At 67.8% G+C, this 17397-nt stretch carries 4 protein-coding genes; all 4 read right to left on the bottom strand.

Translation table 11 applies throughout. The features are described from left to right. Positions 1–11: 11 nt before the first annotated feature. From LY13_RS12415 to LY13_RS12400, 4 genes are read right to left on the bottom strand one after another with little or no spacing between them, the layout of a single operon-like run. Positions 12–11051 carry a non-ribosomal peptide synthetase gene (locus tag LY13_RS12415; protein ID WP_253828547.1) on the bottom strand — a complete coding sequence of 3680 codons (11040 nt, stop codon included), beginning with the start codon at positions 11049–11051 and terminating at the stop codon, positions 12–14. An 8-nt stretch (positions 11052–11059) separates the two neighbouring features. After that, the gene (gene fabF, locus LY13_RS12410; protein ID WP_253828546.1) at positions 11060–12286 is read right to left on the bottom strand and encodes a beta-ketoacyl-ACP synthase II; all 1227 of its coding nucleotides are present in this window, start codon (positions 12284–12286) and stop codon (positions 11060–11062) included. 36 nt (positions 12287–12322) lie between these two features. Further along, a complete protein-coding gene (locus tag LY13_RS12405; protein ID WP_253828545.1) occupies positions 12323–14050 on the bottom strand; it encodes a thiamine pyrophosphate-binding protein in 1728 nt (575 codons plus the stop codon). Continuing rightward, positions 14050–16785: an aldehyde dehydrogenase family protein gene (locus LY13_RS12400; protein WP_301298855.1), complete on the bottom strand. Its 2736-nt coding sequence runs from the start codon at positions 16783–16785 to the stop codon at positions 14050–14052. The genes LY13_RS12405 and LY13_RS12400 overlap by 1 nt, the downstream gene beginning before the upstream one ends. Between the last annotated feature and the right edge of the window lie 612 nt (positions 16786–17397).

Genomic DNA, 17397 nt, shown 5'->3' with positions numbered 1-17397 from the left:
GTTCTGTGCCTTCACTCGCTCCACTCCTCGTCGGAGAAGTCGTCTTCCTCGAATTCTTCGAGCTCGATCAGATCGATGTGCTCCTGGCCCAGTTCGACCAGCGACACATCCGACGGGGTGAGCCCGCCTGTCACGGTGTTCTCGGGTGTTCCGGCCAGCGATCGCAACGCGGCCACCCAGGCTTTCCCGAGGTCTTCGACATCGGGATCGGCGAACAGTTCCCGGGGCCAGGACAGGGTCGCCGACAGTACGGGACCCTGCGGGGTGTCCTCGGTGACCGCGTTGATCTCGATCGCGTGGCCGAACGGCAGTGCGCCGTCCCCGACCGCGGTGTGCAACTCGGTTTCCGACGTGGACGTCCAGGGCCGCGCTTCGTCGGTCGCCGAGGTGGTGAACCGGCCGAGGTAGTTGAAGGCGATCTGCGGCGCCGTCCCTGCCAGCAGCGGTCCCACCTCGGGGTTGAGGTAGCGCAGCATCCCGTAGCTGATGCCCTTCTCCGGGACCTCCCGAAGCTGCTCCTTCACCCGTTTCAGTGCGGCGGTCAACGCGTCCGGCGCCAGCCTGGTGTCCTTCGGGTCGAGCCGGACGGGATAGACGCTGGTGAACCAACCGATGGTGCGGGACAGGTCGACCCCCGCGGCGATCTGTTCGCGTCCGTGCCCCTCGACCGTGATCAGAACCGATGTGTCGGCATTCGGGTTCCACCGCCGGCGCCACTGTCCTAGTGCGACGGACAGGGCGGTGAGTAGCACGTCGTTGACACTCGCGTGGAATGCGGCCGGCACCGACGTCAGCAGTTCGGTGGTCTCCTCGATCGGTACCTCGACCGTCACGGCCTCGGCTCTGTCGAGAGTGTCCCGCGCCGGGTCGAGCGGGCGGGCACCGAGTACCGCGTCGTCGGCGCCGGCGACCTCTGACCAGAACGATGCGTGTTCGGTCCAGCCCGGCTGCTGGGCGAGCTCGCCCAGCAGCCGGGACCAATGCCGGAACGACGTCGGGACGGGAGCCGGCGCAGGCGTCTCTCCCGCGGCCGCGGCGTCGGCCGCGGCCGCGAGGTCCTCGGCGAGGATGCGCCACGACACACCATCGATCACGAGGTGGTGCGCGACGACGAGCAACCGGCCCGCATGGTCGTCGCCGGGGGTGAACCAGACGAACTCGATCATCCGGCCCTCGCCCGGCGACAGTCGTAGCCGCGCCTGGTCCGCGTGGTCGGACTTGAGGGCGGCGAACGTGTCGCCCTCCACACTCGGTACGTCGACTCTCCGTACGCAGCCGGCCGCGGATACCGCCCTGCGCTCGGGGATGATCAACGAGGCTGTGCCGGGCTCGAGGCGTAACCGCAGCATGTCGTGGTGGTCGAGCACCGCCTGCACCGCGGACAGGAGATGCTCGGTCGTCAAGCCGGCGGGGGTGTTGAACAGCGTCGACTGATTGAACGTGTCGATCGGCCCACCGGCGTCGAGGAACCAGTGCATGACCGGTGTCGGCGACAGCTCGCCGATACCGTCGTCGGCCGGTGCCGTGGGCTGTTCCCCCAGTTCCTCGGCGACCAGCGCCAGCGCTGCGACGCTCGAGTGCTCGAAGACGTCCCGTGGAGTGAACACCAGCCCCGCCTTGCGAGCTCGGCTCACCAGCCGGATGGAGACGATGCTGTCACCGCCGAGGTCGAAGAAGCCATCCTCGACTCCGACCTTGTCGAGGCCCAGCACCTCGGCGAACACCGCACACAGGGTTTCTTCCTTACCGGTGCGAGGCGCGAGTCCGGTGGCTGCCGTACCGAACTCGGGTGCCGGTAGCGCCGAGCGGTCGAGTTTCCCGTTCGGGGTCAGCGGAAGGTGTGTGAGGCCGAGGAATGCCGCGGGCACCATGTACGTCGGTAGCGTCTCGGCCAGCGCGGTTCGGAGAGAGCCGTCGTCCGCGGCACGGACCGGGGTGACGTAGGCGACGAGACGTTTCTCGCCGGGGCGATCCTCCCGCACGATGACGGTGGCCTGTTCGACGCCGGGCTGTTCGGCCAGAGCCGCTTCGATCTCGCTGAGTTCGATGCGGAAGCCCCGGAGCTTGACCTGGGAATCGACGCGTCCGACGAACTCGAGTTGTCCACCGTTGGTCCAGCGGACGACGTCGCCGGTGCGATACAACCGCCTGCCGTAGGCACCGAACGGGTCGGCCACGAACCGTTCGGCAGTGGGACCCGGCCGATCGAGATAGCCGCGGGCCAGCCCGTCCCCGGCCAGGTACAACTCACCGGGCACCCCCGGCGGGACCGGGCACAACCGCTCATCGAGCACGTAGGCCCGGGTGCCGTCCATCGGCGTTCCGATCGGCAGCGGCTCGGGAATCTCCTCGTCCGGCCGCAGATACCAGCGCGTCGCGAACGTGGTCGTTTCGGTGGGTCCGTACACGTCGACGACCGTCAGATCCGGGCAGTGTGCACGGACACGTTCCACCGCGGTGACCGGCACGACTTCACCACCGGTCCAGACCTCGCGGAGGCCTGCGAGACATTCCGGGGCCTCCGCCGCCACGGCCCGGAACAAGCCGGTCGTGAGGAACACCGAGCTCACGTCGTGGTCGGCGAGTGCACGGCTCAGTGTAGCGATGTCGACCTCGCCCGGAGGCGCCAGGACCACCGTACCGCCGCCGAGCAGAGGCGCCCACATTTCGTAGGTGGAGGCGTCGAAGGCGTGTGAGGAGTGCACCAGCACCCGGTCGTGGCCACGTGCGAACGAGGCGTCGCGGGCCAACGCGACGATGTTCTGCTGGCTGACCGCGACTCCCTTCGGAGTCCCGGTCGAGCCGGAGGTGTACATCGCGTAAGCCAGGTGTGCGGGCAGACACCGGGCAGCGGCGAGCGGCTCCTGAGCAGGCCGTTCGGTGGTGCGCAGGACACGTTCCGGTGTGCGCAGGCCCGTGGGCAGCGATTGCCGGTCGGTGAGCAACAGGGGTGCGTCGGTGTCCTCGAGGATGAAGTTCAACCGCTCGACCGGGTACGCGTCGTGGAGCGGCACGTACCAGCCGCCTGCCTTCAATATCGCGAGGATCGCCACGACCAGGTCCGTCGAGCGGTCCATGAGCAGCGCCACCGGTGTTTCCGGACGGATGCCCGCTTCCACCAGTCGGGCGGCCCAGCGGCCGGATTCCTCATCCAGCCTGGCATAGCTCAGCGTCCCTGCGTCGGACACGACGGCTTCGGCGTTCGGGGACTCGGCCGCTCGCTCCGCGAACACCTCGACCACCGAACGGCCCGTGACAGCGTCCCCGGTGCTGTTCCACTCCGACACGACCCGAGCGCGGTCGTGTTTCCCGAGCACGTCGACAGCCGAGATCCGGGCGTGCGGATCGTGCACCACGGCAGCCAGCAGCGCGGCCAGCTTGTCGAGCGCCGATCGAACCGTGCCGGCGTCGAACAGGTCCACGGCGAACTCGACGGTGCCGTCGATCCCGGCCGGCGCCCCGTCATCGGTGTGCCGCTCGGCGAGGTCGAGGAACAGGTCGAACTTCACGGCGTTCACCCGGCGGTCCACAACGGACGGTGTGATGCCCGGCAGGTCCAGGTCCGGTTGGGGCGTGTTCTGCAGAGCCAGCATGACCTGGAACAACGGGTGCCGGGCCAGCGAACGGTCGGGCTCGACGATCTCGACCAGCCGGTCGAACGGCAGGTCCTGGTGTGAGAACGCAGTCAGATCGTCGTCGCGGACACGCTCGAGCAGGTCGGCGAACCGTGGATCGCCCGAGGTGTCGGTGCGCAGCACGAGTGTGTTGATGAAGAACCCGACGAGCTCCTCGAGCGCGGGGTCCGTGCGCCCGGCCACGCCGGTTCCGACGACGATGTCGGTGCCCGACCCGAGCCGGGTCAGCAACGCCGCGAGCGCCGCATGCAGCACCATGAACACGCTCGCACCGTGGTGCCGGGCGAGCTGCACGATGCCGGCGTGCAGCTCGGGGTCGAGCCGCCACGACACCGACTCGCCCCGGTGCGATGCTACGGCGGGCCTGCTCCGGTCAGCGGGGAAGGTCACGACGTCGGGGATTCCGGTCAGTCGTTCGTGCCAGTACCGTAGCTGTTCCGTGGCGAGGCTGTTGTCGTCGCTCTCGGCGTCGAGCAACTCCCGTTGCCAGATCGCGTAGTCGGCGTACTGCACCGACAGCGGATCGAACCCGGGACTGCCGCCCTCGGTGCGCGCCCGGTACGCGCGGCTCAGGTCGTCAAGGAACGGGGTGAACGACCAGCCGTCTGCGGCACTGTGGTGCAGCACGACCACCAGAACGTGCTCGGTGGGCGACACGTGGAGCACCGACACCTTCAAGGGCAGGCTCGTCGCCAGGTCGAACCGGAGGGTCGCCAGCTCGTCCAGCGTTTCGCCGAGGTGGTCGGCTTCCTGCCGGACGGGCTCGACGACGAACACCTCGTCGAAGGCGTCGTCGGCCTGGTCCGGCGGGAGAATCTGCTGGTACGGCGTGCCGTCCACGTCCGGGAGCACGGTACGTAGCGACTCGTGCCGCTCCAGCACGTCACCGAACGCGGCGCGCAACGCCGCGACGTCGAGTGCGCCGGACAACCGCAGCATGAGTGGCAGGTTGTAGAGCCCTGCCGGTGATTCCAAGCGGTTCAGGAACCACAGGCGCTGCTGGGCGAACGACAACGGCACCCGTTCCGGTCTCGGCCCTGGCTCCACGCCGCGACGGCTGGTGCGGCTACCCGTTTCGACGACTCGTGCGAGTGCCGCCGGAGTGGGTTCGGTGAACACGGTCTTGATGGGTAGTTCGACGCCGAGCGCGGTGCGGATACGCCCGATCAGCCGGGTCGCGAGCAGGGAGTGCCCGCCGAGGGAGAAGAACCCGTCGTCCGGGCCTACGGTGTCGATGGCGAGAACGTCGGCGAACACCGCACACAGCGTTTCCTCGACCGGCGTTGCGGGGTCACGTCCCGCACTGGCCGCCGCGGTGTCCTCCGGGACCGGCAACGCGTTGCGATCGAGTTTTCCGTTGGCGTTCAACGGGAATTCGTCGAGTACGACGAACACCGACGGCACGAGGTAACGCGCCAGCCAGGTGCCGGCGAACTCCTGCAGCGCGGCGCGGTCCAGTACGGCGCCCTTCGCCGGAACCACGTACGCCACGAGTTGCTGGTCGCCGAGCCGGTCGTCCTGCACCGTGACAGCGGCCCCCTCGACGTCCTCGTGCCGGGCGAGCACAGCCTCGATCTCGCCGAGTTCGATCCGGAAACCCCGAACCTTGACCTGATGGTCCGATCGGCCGAGGTAATCGATGTTGCCGGACTCGGTCCACCGCGCCAGGTCCCCCGTGCGGTACATCCGCGAACCGACGGGGCCGTACGGGTCGGCGACGAATCGCTCCGAGGTCAGGCCGGGCCGGCGCAGGTAACCCCGAGCGAGGCCGAGCCCGGCGATGTATAGCTCCCCGGGCACTCCCGGTGGCACCGGCCGTAGATCGGCGTCCAGCACGTACGCCCTGGTGTTGGCCAGAGGGGTGCCGGTGAGTGCGGAACGGTCCAGCACCGCGCCGTCCGGGGCCTGCCAGCCGAGGCAGTAGACAGTGGCCTCGGTCGGCCCGTAGATGTTGTGTATCTCGGCGTTCGGCAACGCGCGGCGGACTTGGTTGAACACCTGGGCAGGAAGCCCTTCGCCCGCGAGCACGACTGTCCTGGCACTCAGGTCGACTCCGGCGTCGAGTGTCTGGGCGAACACCGACGGCACCCCGCTGACGAGGCTTCCGGACCACCCGCCTCGGTCGAGCAGCGCGGGCAGATTGTCGGTGATGTCCACTCGGCCGCCGACGGCCAGCGGGGAGAACAACTCGAACACCGACACGTCGAAGTTCATCGACGTGGCCAGCAGAACCGACGAGAGCCGGTCCGCTCCGAACCGCTCCGTGGCCCAGCACACCAGATCGGCGGCCGACCGGTGCGACACGGCCACGCCCTTCGGGCGCCCGGTCGATCCGGAGGTGTAGATGACGTAGGCCAGGTTCTCGCCGCCCGGCGCGGGCCGCTCCCCATCGGTCAGTCGGCGGTCGGAGTAACCGGCGGACTCGGCGCGGAGCGGTTCATCGTCGAGCCGAAGTGTCGGCACATCGGTCGACGGCAGCGCCGCCGCCGTGGCCTTGTCAGTGAGCAGGCATGTCGGAGCGGCGTCGCTGAGCATGAAGTCGATGCGTTCGGCCGGATAACCCGGGTCGACGGGAAGGTAGGCGGCTCCGGCCTTCAACACAGCGAGGAGTGCCACGACCAGGTCCGGGGTACGCGGCAACGAGACCGCGACGAGAGCGTCCGGCCCCGCTCCGCGTGCGACGAGCAGCCGGGCCAGCCGGTTGGCCCGGCCGTGCAGATCGGCGTAAGTGAGGGATTCGGGGCCGCAAACGACGGCCGTGGCATCACCGAACTGGTCCGGTCCTACTGCCTCGAGAACGTCGACGAGCGTGGGGTGCACCCGCTCGGTGTCGGTGTCGTTCCACTCGACGAGTACGCGCTCCCGCTCGGATGAGGACAGGATGTCCGTGTGGGCCAGCCGTGTGTCGGGGGCGGCGACGACGTCGCGCAGCAGGCGCACGAGTCGTTCCCCCAGCAGCCGCACGGTTCGCGGCTCGAACAGGTCGGCCGCGTACTCGATCTCACCGGTCAGTCCGCATGCCTCGCCCTGGTCGTCGAACGTCTCACGCAGGTCGAACCACAGGTCGAACTTCGACACCGTGGCGGGCAGATCCTCCGGTTCGACGTCGAGGCCGGGCAGGTCCAGCTCGGGCTGTGGGGTGTTCTGCAGGACCAGCAACACCTGAAACAGCGGGTGCCGAGCGAGCGAGCGTTCCGGGTTGAGAAGGTCCACCAACCGTTCGAACGGCATGTCCTGATTGCTGAACGCCGCCAGGTCGGTGCGCCGGACCCGGTTGAGCAGCTCCGTGAAGGTGGGGTTTCCCGACGTGTCGGTGCGCAGCACGAGCGTGTTGACGAACGAGCCCACCAACGTGTCGAGTGCCTCGTCGTGTCGTCCCGCGACGACCGTTCCCAGCGGGACATCGGTACCCACGCCGAGGCGGGTCAGCATCGCGCCGATCGCGGCCTGCAACACCATGAACACGCTTGCCCGACTCGTTCTCGCCAGCGCGGCGATTCCCGCATAGTCCTCTTCGGACAGTGTGAACGGGACCCGTCCGCCGCGATAGGTGGCGATCGCCGGACGGGGGTGGTCGGTGGGCAACGACAAGACATCGGGTAGTCCTGCGAGCTCGGCACGCCAGAACTCGGCTTGGTGTGCGAGCACGCTGCCCGGAGTATCCACGTCGCCGAGCGACTCGCGCTGCCACACGGCGAAATCCGCGTACTCCACCGCCGGCTCGTCGAGGTCAGGGGCGCTGCCGGCCAGCCGGGCGCGATAGGAGTCGCGTAGGTCCGTCAGCAGGGGCGCGAGCGACCAGCCGTCGCCGGCGATGTGGTGCACCACGAGGAGCAGGACGTGCTCGGTGGGCCCCAACTCTAACAACGACGGGCGGATCGGCAATTCGGTCGCGAGGTCGAACCGGTGGTTCGCGGCGTCGACGAGCCGCTCGGGAAGGGCGCTCTCCCCGCAGAGCTCGGTCTCCACCGAGTCGAGGAGGCGACGTCGCGCCTCCTCAGCGCGAAGCGGGATCTGCCGAAGCCCGCCGACCACGGCGTCGTCCTCGTCGAACACGGTCCGCAGCGGTTCGTGTCGGGCGAGGACATCGCCGAGCGCCGTGAACAGTGCATCCCGATCGAGCGTCCCGCGAAGGCGCAGCGGGATGGGGATGTTGTAGAGCCCGCCCGCTTCGTCGAGCCGGTTCAGGAACCACAGCCTCTGCTGGGCGAACGACGACGGGACGAGTTCCGGTCGTTCGCGGGCGGTGATGCTGGGAAGGCCGGTGCCGCCGGCCCCGTGAACGTCGACGTGAGCGGCCAGTTCGGCAACCGTGGGCGCGTCGAAGACGGCTCGCATCGGCACGTCGACGCCCGCTACGGAACGCAGGTGCCCGACCAGCTTGGTGGCCAGCAACGAGTGTCCACCGAGGGCGAAGAAGTCGTCGTCCGCACCGATGTCCGCGACCCCGAGTACCTCGCCGAAAAGTGAGGCGAGCAGCTGCTCGGTCCGCGTGCACGGTTCGCGGCCGGTGGCCGTGTGGCCGGGGGTGGGCAGGGCTGCGTGGTCGAGTTTTCCGTTGGTGGTGAGGGGGAGCGCGTCGAGTGTGATGAACGTCCCGGGCGTCATGTAGCCGGGCAGCTGCGCCTCCGAGTGAGCCCGCAGCGCCTCCGTGAGGCTCTCGGAACCCGTATCGGCATGGGGTACGACGTATGCGGTGAGTCGTTGGTCGCCGGGCCGGTCTTCGCGGACGACGACGGCGATCCGCTGCACGCTCGGGTGCCGGGCGAGGACGGCCTCGATCTCGCCCAGTTCCACCCGTTGCCCGCGGATCTTCACCTGATGGTCCGTGCGGCCCAGGTATGTGATGGTGCCGTTGTCGTTCCAGTGGCCGAGGTCGCCGGTGCGGTACATGCGGGTGCCGGCCGGCCCGTAGGGGTCGGCGGTGAACCGCTCCGCCGACAGCCCGGGCCTGGCGAGATAGCCGCGGGCGAGCTGGGTACCGGCGAGGTAGATCTCGCCGGTGACACCGGGCGGGACCGGCATGAGGCGGGCGTCGAGGATGTAGGTGCGGGTGTTCCAGATGGGACTGCCGATGGGGACGCGATTGTGGCCGGGCCGGGCAGTCCAAGCGGTGACATCGACGGACGCCTCGGTCGGGCCGTACAGGTTGTACAGCGGCGCTCCGATGACGGACAGGCACTTTTCCATCGTGGTTCCTGGGAGGGCCTCACCGCTGCACATGATGTGGCGCAGCGTGGTGCCGCACTGCCCGGCGGCGGGGTGGGCGAGCAGAGCGTCCAGCATGGACGGGACGAAGTGCACTGTGGTGACGCCGCGGGCGACGATCTCGCTGATGAGGTAGGCAGGATCGGTGTGACCATCGGGCTTGGCCACCACGACGCTTGCACCCGTGATGAGTGGCCAGAAGAACTCCCATACCGACACGTCGAAGCCGTACGGAGTCTTCTGCAACACGCGGTCGGTGCCGGTGAGCTGGTACTCGGCCTGCATCCACTGCAGCCGGTTGGCGATGCCCCGGTGGGGGACACCGACACCTTTGGGGGTTCCGGTGGAGCCGGAGGTGTAAATGACATAGGCGAGGTTGTCCGGACCAGGCCGGGCAACCGGCTCAAACACCGGCGGCGGTTCGGTGGGCAGGGCGTCCAGTCGTAGAGCGGGGACGTCGTCGGGGAGTCGTCCGGCGAGCGCGGTGGTGGTGACGACGCAGCAGACGGCGGCGTCGTGCAGCATCAACGCCAACCGGTCGTCGGGCAGGTGGGATTCCAGGGGCAGGTAGGCGGCGCCCGATTCGAGCACGGCGAGCAGAGTCACCACCAGATCGGCGGACCGTGGCAACAGCACCCCCACCACGCGGTCGGGGCCGGCGCCCGCCGTGCGCAACTGCGCAGCCAGGTGGTCCGCTCGGGCATGCAGGTCGGCATAGGACAGCTGCCGCTCGCCTTCGATCACCGCCACCGCATCCGGACTGCGCCTCGCTTGCGCATCGAGTAGATCCGTCAGCGTTTCGGGGCCGGGCAAGGGCCGCGTCGTGTCGTTCCACGTCCCCAGCACCAGCTTCCGCTCGGCCTCGCCGATGAGGTCGAGTCGACCGAGTGCACGCTCAGGGTCGGCCACGAGCCGCTCGAACAGCTGCATGAAGTCGTCGAGATGGCTCTGGATCTCGCCGCTCGAGTAGAGGTTGGAGTTGCCGTTGAACTCGAGGAGTACCTCCTCGCCGTCCAATCGGTCGTAGGCGTTGATCGCGATGTCGTCGATCACACCGTTCGACAGGTTGTGCGCAGTGACCGGGTGCCCGGCGAACGTGACGTTGTAGTCGAACGGCATCACGTTCACCACCAGTCCTGCGAGCTGACCAGCCCCACGGGTGCGGCCGAGGTCGCGCAGGATGTCCTCCTGCCGGTACTGCTGGTGTTTGAGCAGCTCTCGCGCCTCAGCGGTGGTGTGCCGCAGGAGCTCGGCGAAACTCGCCGAGGGGTCGAGCTCGGGAACCAGCGGCAGGATGTTGCTCGTCATGACCGGTGTCTGCCGCAGTAGCTTGCTCTTGCGGGCCATCACGGGGAAACCGATCGGAACGGTAGGTGCCCCGGTCTTCAGGTGCAGGTACGCCGCTGCGGCCGCGACCAGGCCCATCGACCAGGTCGTGGCCGTCTCCCGCGACAACTCGCGTAGCGGGGCCATCAATCCGGACCCCACGGTCGTTGAGGCGCGCACCGGTTTCGCGCTGGCTTGCTCGGTGGACGCGGTAAGCCCGACCGGCGGTGGGGAATCCTCGAGCCGGGCCGACCAGTACTCGCGGTCGCGTTCGAACGCGGGAGACGAGCGGTACTTCTCCTCCTCCGCCAGGCACTCGTCCAGCGACGCGAAGTACGCCTCGCGATACTCGGTGCCGGTCGCGAGCGCCGTATAGATCTCGGCGAGCCGGTCGGTGAAGATGCGGCCGCTCGCTCCGTCGCCGATCAAGTGATGATTGCGCTGGTAGTAGACGTGTTTCCCGGGCTCGATCCGGAACAGTGCGTCAACAGACAGCGGAGCGCCGGTGTAATCGAACTCGCGGTACAGGTCCGCTTCCATCCACGTGAGTGCATCTGCCATCGGGTCAGCGGCATCGGAGACGTCGACTACGTGCAGGTGCGTTTCGGCTTCGGGGTACTGCCACACTCCCGCCTCGTCGGCGACGAACCGGACCTGAGTGGTCTCGGCCTCGTCGACCGTGCGGCGCAAGGCTTCAGCGAAGAGGGCAGCGTCGATGTCACCGTGAATCTCCAGATACTCCGAGATCACGATCGGGTTGTCGGGGTTCAGCTGTTGGGCGTACCAGATACCCGACTGTGCCGTGGACAATCGGCGGCGTTGCACGGTGGACTCGCCCTCCCGCATGTATTCCTGCTTCCCCGAACCAGCGCTGTCGGCCATGTACGTGCTCAGCCTTCCCACCTGCGCAGAACGAGTACCGCGTTGTGCCCGCCGAAGCCGAACGAATTGCTCATCACGACGTCGATGTGGTGTTGTTGCGCCTCGTGAGCGACGAAGTTGATCGAGGTGTCGATCGGGTCGTGGCAGTTGATCGTGGGCGGGACGATGCCGCTCTGGATCGCCATTCCACTCACGACAGCCTCGATCGCCCCTGCTGCGCCGATCATGTGCCCGGTCATCGACTTGGTGGAGCTCACAGGGATCGCCCCGGCGTGTCCGCCGAGCACCGCGTGCAGGGATTCCACCTCGGCGGGATCGTTGAGCGGTGTGCTCGTCCCGTGTGCGTTGACGTAGTCCACGTCGGTCGCGTTCAGGCCCGCGTCGGCGAGCGCTCCCCGCATGGCCGCTCGCACACCGCGCCCTTCGGGATGCGGGGCGGTGATGTGATGGGCGTCCGAGGTCGACGCGTAACCGGCGAGTTCAGCCAGAATCGGGGCGCCACGGGCGACCGCGGCTTCTTCGGTCTCGAGGACGAGAACCGCGGATCCGGCGCTCATGACGAATCCGTCACGGTCCGTGTCGAACGGCCGGGACGCCTCCGTCGGCGCATCCATCCGGCGGGAGAGCGCCTTGGCGTTCCCGCTCGCCGACAGATCGACCCGGGTGATGATGTGTTCCGCTCCGCCGGCGACAGCGGTGTCGACCATGCCGTGCCGGATCCAGCGAGCAGCCTCACCGATCGCATCAGCTCCCGAGGCGCACGCGCTGCTCATGGCGCGGCTCGGTCCGGTGATTCCGTAGTGGAGGCTGATTTCCAGGGCAGCACTGTCGATCGCGCCCATCACCGGGGCGTGTGGGCTCACCCGGCGCGGTCCCTTGTTCTCCAAGGTGAGGACGTGATCGTTGATGGAGGACATCGCGCCGTAGCCGCTGCCGATCAGTACGCCCGTACGCGGTGACCTGTCTTCGTCGAGCTCGAACTTGGCCGAGGTCAGCGCTTCGTCGGCGGCCGCGAACGCGTATCGCGAGTACGGGTCCATCCGCCGGAGTTGTTTGTGCGACAGGTACTTCGCCGCGTCGAATCCCTTCACCTCACCAGCGATACTCGTCGGAAGGTCGGACGCGTCGACGCACGTAACGGGCCCGATACCGCTGGTACCGGTGATGAGCGCCTCCCACGTCTCGGCGACGTTCGGTCCGAGCGGGGTGACGGCGCCCCATCCGGTGATCACCACTCGACGTTCGTTCCCACGCCGTGTCTTCATGTCGTGTCAGTCCCTTCCAACAGATGCGGCGCCGGCAGCGGTTGACACCACCGGAAAGTCGCCGCCGGCGACGTCGGAGCCGAACAGGGCGTCGTCCATCCGCACCGGCACGTTCAGCACGGCGACACCGCCCTCGGCGCAGTACGCCCACGCCCGGCCGACCACTTCGGACAGCTGCGCCGTGTCCTCGACGGTGAACTGGCGCAGTCCTGCAAGCTCAGGGCCTCGCCGCTCTCGCGCAGCCGGGTCGACGAACGTGAATCCGGGGACCGGATCGGAGCGCCCGTCGAGTTGCGACTGAAGCCAGCCGTAACCGCCGTTGCGCAGCACGACGTAGAGCAGTCCGCCGCAGTTCACCGCAGTCGGCATGTCGGCAGCGGCCAGGTCGAACGCTCCGTCACCGACGAGTGCGACGACCGGGCGGCCGCCTGCGGCATGCCGTACCCCGATCGCTGCGGCGGCTCCGAAACCCAGAGCCGTCTGTTCAGACGGGACCACCGAGCTTCCGGTTCCGTCGCAGGCGTAGAACGGGAATCGATACGACCACATGTCCTGGAGCCCGTTCTCCTGCACCAGGATCCGGTCGGCCGGTACGACCTCGTCCACGGTCGTGAGCACTTCGGCGACGTGCAGGTCAGGGGCCTTCCGCAGTCGCGCCAATTCGTCCGCGTGATCGGTGCGCAGTTGCTGATGAACTTCGCGTACGCGATCGGTCCACGCGGTACGGGATCCGGGCTCCGCGGTCGCCAGCCAGGCGGCGAGCAGGGCGCCTCCGTCGGCGAGGATCTTCGGCCCCGCGAAGCCCGTCGCGAACTCGGTGGCCTCCACATTCACCTGGACGACGGGTGTTTCACGGCCGAAGGACGCGGGCCAGTCGTAGGTCGCGGTTTCCTCCAGCCTGCTCCCGAGCGCGATCACACAGTCCACTTCGGCCAGTAGTGGAGCAGCCTGTGGTGGCAGGTACAGCCCGGAGAGGCCGACGAACAGGTCACAGGATTCGTCGACGGTGCCGCGCCCGCTCGCGGTGCACGCGACGGCCGCGCCGTAGGTCTCGGCGAACGTCTCCACCAGCCGGTTCGCGTTACGGTGCCGCATTCCGCCCCCGACGAGCAGCAGTGGACGGCGTGCCCGGCGCAGTGACGACGAGGCGGCCGAGTCGGCCGCCACGGTCACCGTCGCGGGGCGCTCGACCACGGTCGTATCGACCGTAAGCGGGATCTCGTCGGTCAGCAGGTGATCGGGCACCTCGAGGTAGACGGGGCCCGGTGTGCCGCTCGTCGCCGCGAGCACGGCGCGTCGCAACATCGGCACCAGCCGGTCGGGATGGTCCACCCTGGCCGCCCACTTGGTCAACGGCGCGACGACCGAGAGCTGGTCAAGCTCCTGGAACGCACCACCGCCGCGGTGTTCGACCGCTGTCCCGGCGGATATCAACAGCACCGGTGCGGCCGAGTATTGAGCCTCGAGCAGGCCGGTCACGGTGTTCGTGAGCGCGGGGCCCTTGCCGGTCAGCAACACCCCCGGCCGGCCGGACGCGATGGCGTAGCCGGTGGCCATGAACGCGGCGTTGCGCTGGTCGCGGCAGACCGTCAGGTCGATGTCGGAGTCCGCGACCGCTGCGAGCAGGTCGAGGTCATCGGCAGGCAGGCCGAAGGCTGCGCGAACCCCGGATTGCGCGAGCACGCTGACGACGGCGTTCCAGCAGCCCCGCACAGTTGTCGTGGCAGCGGGCATCATGCGATCCGCTCTGTGGTCGCGGCGCCGGAATCGGCGGCGGGTTTGGTGAGATGGTCCGCGACGGCCTTACTGATCAACAGTGGCTGTGCATATCGCTTCTTGCCGATGGCAGCGTAGTTCGCGCGGATACCGGTGCCGCCGAAAGGCAGGTTGCCGTTCTCCACGTCGATGATCGTCTCGTTCACGGTCACGACGTGCCTGGTCCCGAGCATCTCGACCGTCTCGGGCAGTGTGCCGTACACGGTGGCAGCCAGGGACCGCTCCTCGAAGTACGGGTGCATGACGGCCTCGTGAAGCCAGGCCAGCGAGGTGAACGGCACCACGTTGAAGATCGGCGCGAACAGTTCGGGTGGCTTCATGGTCTGGTTGGCGGGTTGGATCAGCACGGTAGGACGCAGATGGTTGTCCGCGAAGTTCGCCTGACCTCCCACTGCTAGATAGTCCCGGTTCTTGCTCAGGAACTCGAGCGAGGCGTCGAACGCGTCGAGGTAGAACATTGCGCCGTAGTCGGCGTTCGGGTCGTCGAAAGTCCCGTAGCGCAACTTCTCCACGCGGCGGCACAACAGGTTGCAGAACTGCGCGCCCACCGCCGCGTCGACGTAGACCACGTCCGGGCCGAAGCAGTCCTGCCCCGAGTTCAGCATGCGCGCTCTGATAAGGCCGTCCACTGCCGACTGCAGGTCGGCGTCCGCGGCGACGATGAACGGATTGACGCCCTGCCCGAAGTAGAGCAGCAACTGGTCGCTACGGAGTTTGGCGCGGATCTTCTCGGCATTGCCGTAGGTACCGGTGAACACCAGTACGTTCGAGGCGGCGCCCTCCTCGGCCATGAACGTACGCTGGTCGTTCTCGTCGAGCACGATCGGAAGTCCGTGCAATCCCGACAGGAGTTCGTGCAGCTTACGGGTCTGGTCGGAAATACGGCGCGATGGGCGGAAGACGACTCGGCGGCTGTAAAGGCTGGGGATGAGCAGGTACAGGACGTAGCTGTAGAGCGGAATGTTCGACGGCATGAGCACGGCGATCTGGTCCACTGGACCCGGCTCGAACCGGGTCACCTCCGCGGCCGCACCTTCGAGAGCGGCGATGGACGCGTCGATCTCGCCGTAGGCGGTCTTGTAGTCGCACACCTCGGTGAGAACCGCGAGGAGCTCACCGCGCCGCTCGCGCAGAGCTCCGGCCACGGCGTCCAGGTTCTCGAGCCGGTCGGGAAAGGGAATGACCGAGGGCCTCGCCGTTTCGGAGGCGCCCGCCGGGTCCCGCTTGACCGGGATGACTCCCTTGACCCCGTCCATCGCGACGGCCGAGGCCGCGATCTGATGCATCGTGCGCCGGTCGACCTTACCGTTGCCCAGTTGCTGGAACTCGTCGAGTACGACGATGCGATCGGGCCGCTCGTGTTCGGCCAGGACGACAGACAGCGCCCGTCTCCAGTGCGCGGATGTACGGCGCCCCGGGTCCTCGACAAGGAATACCAACTGTGCGGATTCGTTCGCGTCCTCCACCGGCACCACGGAGACCGGAACGCCTGCGGCGGCCGCCTTGGCCGCAATGGCGTCCGGGTACAGGGTGTGCCCGAACCGGTGCACGGCGTTCTTCCTCCCCAGAACACAGAGATTTCCGTGCTCGTCGACGAATCCGATGTCCTCCGTGTGCAGTGGGGACGCGTCCGCCGGCCGGATGTCGCCGTCGAGCTCGAGCACCCCGTGCATGAGATCCGGTGTGTGCACGACCACTTCGCCGATCTCACCGGGGTCGACGGGATGCCCCGAGTGGTCGCGGATCTCCACCGCGACACCGTCCAGTGGAGGTCCGCAATGCGCGGGGGCATCGGGGCCGGCGAGTGCGATGTTGCCTGCCTCGCTGCTGCCGTAACCGTCGAGCAGGGGTGAGCCGATCTGCTCTGCGAACCGCGTGCGCAGACTGTCGCGAAGTGGTTCGCCTCCGACACACCACATGCGCACTGAGGCGATGTCATTTTTCGGCAGTCTGCGTGAGTTGATCAGCCGCAGCATCAGCTCGTATGAGGCGGGAACCGTGTCGACCACGGTCACCCGATGCCGCTTGATCGTGTCGAGTGCATGGTCGATGCGTTTGCTGGGGACGACGGCGAGCGTGCATCCGGCCTTCCACCACAACATCAGCAGGGACAGACCGTACTGATGCGTGAACGGAAGCAGCGGCAGCAGGACGTCCCGCTCGTCGTATCCCATTCGAGCCTGAGTTGCGTCGATATTGCGCAGCACCGATGCCCCCGTGCGGACCACGCCCTTCGGGCGGCCGCTACTGCCGGAGGTCCACACGATCAGGCCGTCCTGTCGTTCGGCCCAGCGCGGGAAGCCGTACTCCGGTCGTTCGGCGGCCTCGCCGTGGTCCGCATCGCCGTACACCGAACGCTCGGCCGCGAGGGTGTCCAGGTTGAGCCAGTTGGCCTCGACTCGGTCGAAGGGGCCGTCGAGGTGGGGGTGATCGGAGATGAACCAGTCCGCACCGGATTCACTCACGAGGTCTGCGCACTCTGCCTGGGCGAGCCCACGGTCGATCAGTGCGATCGAGACGCCCAGCTCCATGAGCGCGATCAGGGTGACGGCGAGGTCGCCGCTGTTGTCCGCGGACAAGGCCACTCGTTCGCCTTCGGAGAGGCCGCGGTCCTGCAGGAGCCTCACCGTATTTCGCCAGTCCCGGACGACGTCACTGGTGGGGAGCAGCTCGCCGGATACGTTCACAAGCATGGTTCGGGTTCCTGTTCGGGGTTCGGGAACGGTTTCGGGGAGAGATCACGGGTGCGCAGGCGGCGGGGGCATCGCAGCTGTTGCGCCCGTCGTCGCTGTCGTCGACGGTGCGTAAAACCTTGCAGGGAGGAGCCGAGCATCAACGAGTTGTCGTGGTGTGGACACGTGGAGGTGCACCGGAGTATCTGCGGAATTAATCAAGGCGGGCCAATCAGACCCCCGCGGCCATGCCGGTTGTTATGTGGTTTCAGGCGTGACCAAACAAGGACGTTGGACCTGGGGTGAGTTGTGGGTGCCTGCCATGGGGCAGTCCTCTTTCGGAACTGCCGGTAATTTGTCTCCTGGCCCGACATCGCGCCGGGTCCCTCGTTGGGAAAACTATTCACGGCCCTCGTTGTGTTGTCACCGCGTCTCGATAATTCGGAGAAGGAGCGTCGAGCTCGAACGCTCCCCCGAGCTTTGACGCATGATTGTGCGTGGAAGTTCCACCCGGAATGTCGCGGGGATTCGGCAGGGAAAGCGGCCGCGGCCTGCTCGGGGATGCGGACGGCGTGCCCGTCGGCGCTTCGCACAGGTCCCGGGGGAGGTGGTCGGGGTCGCGGGGGCGACCCC

Source organism: Prauserella aidingensis (assembly GCF_024171865.1).
Lineage (GTDB): Bacteria > Actinomycetota > Actinomycetes > Mycobacteriales > Pseudonocardiaceae > Prauserella > Prauserella aidingensis.
The sequence above is the reverse complement of the archived record's forward strand: the minus strand, read 5'-3'. Positions and strand labels throughout refer to the sequence as shown.

What these genes read in the sequence shown, in the direction of transcription:
- LY13_RS12415 (WP_253828547.1), bottom strand. Translation starts at nt 11,051, where the DNA reads ATGGCCGACAGCGCTGGTTCGGGGAAGCAGGAATACATGCGGGAGGGC.
- LY13_RS12405 (WP_253828545.1), bottom strand. Translation starts at nt 14,050, where the DNA reads ATGCCCGCTGCCACGACAACTGTGCGGGGCTGCTGGAACGCCGTCGTC.
- LY13_RS12400 (WP_301298855.1), bottom strand. Translation starts at nt 16,785, where the DNA reads ATGCTTGTGAACGTATCCGGCGAGCTGCTCCCCACCAGTGACGTCGTC.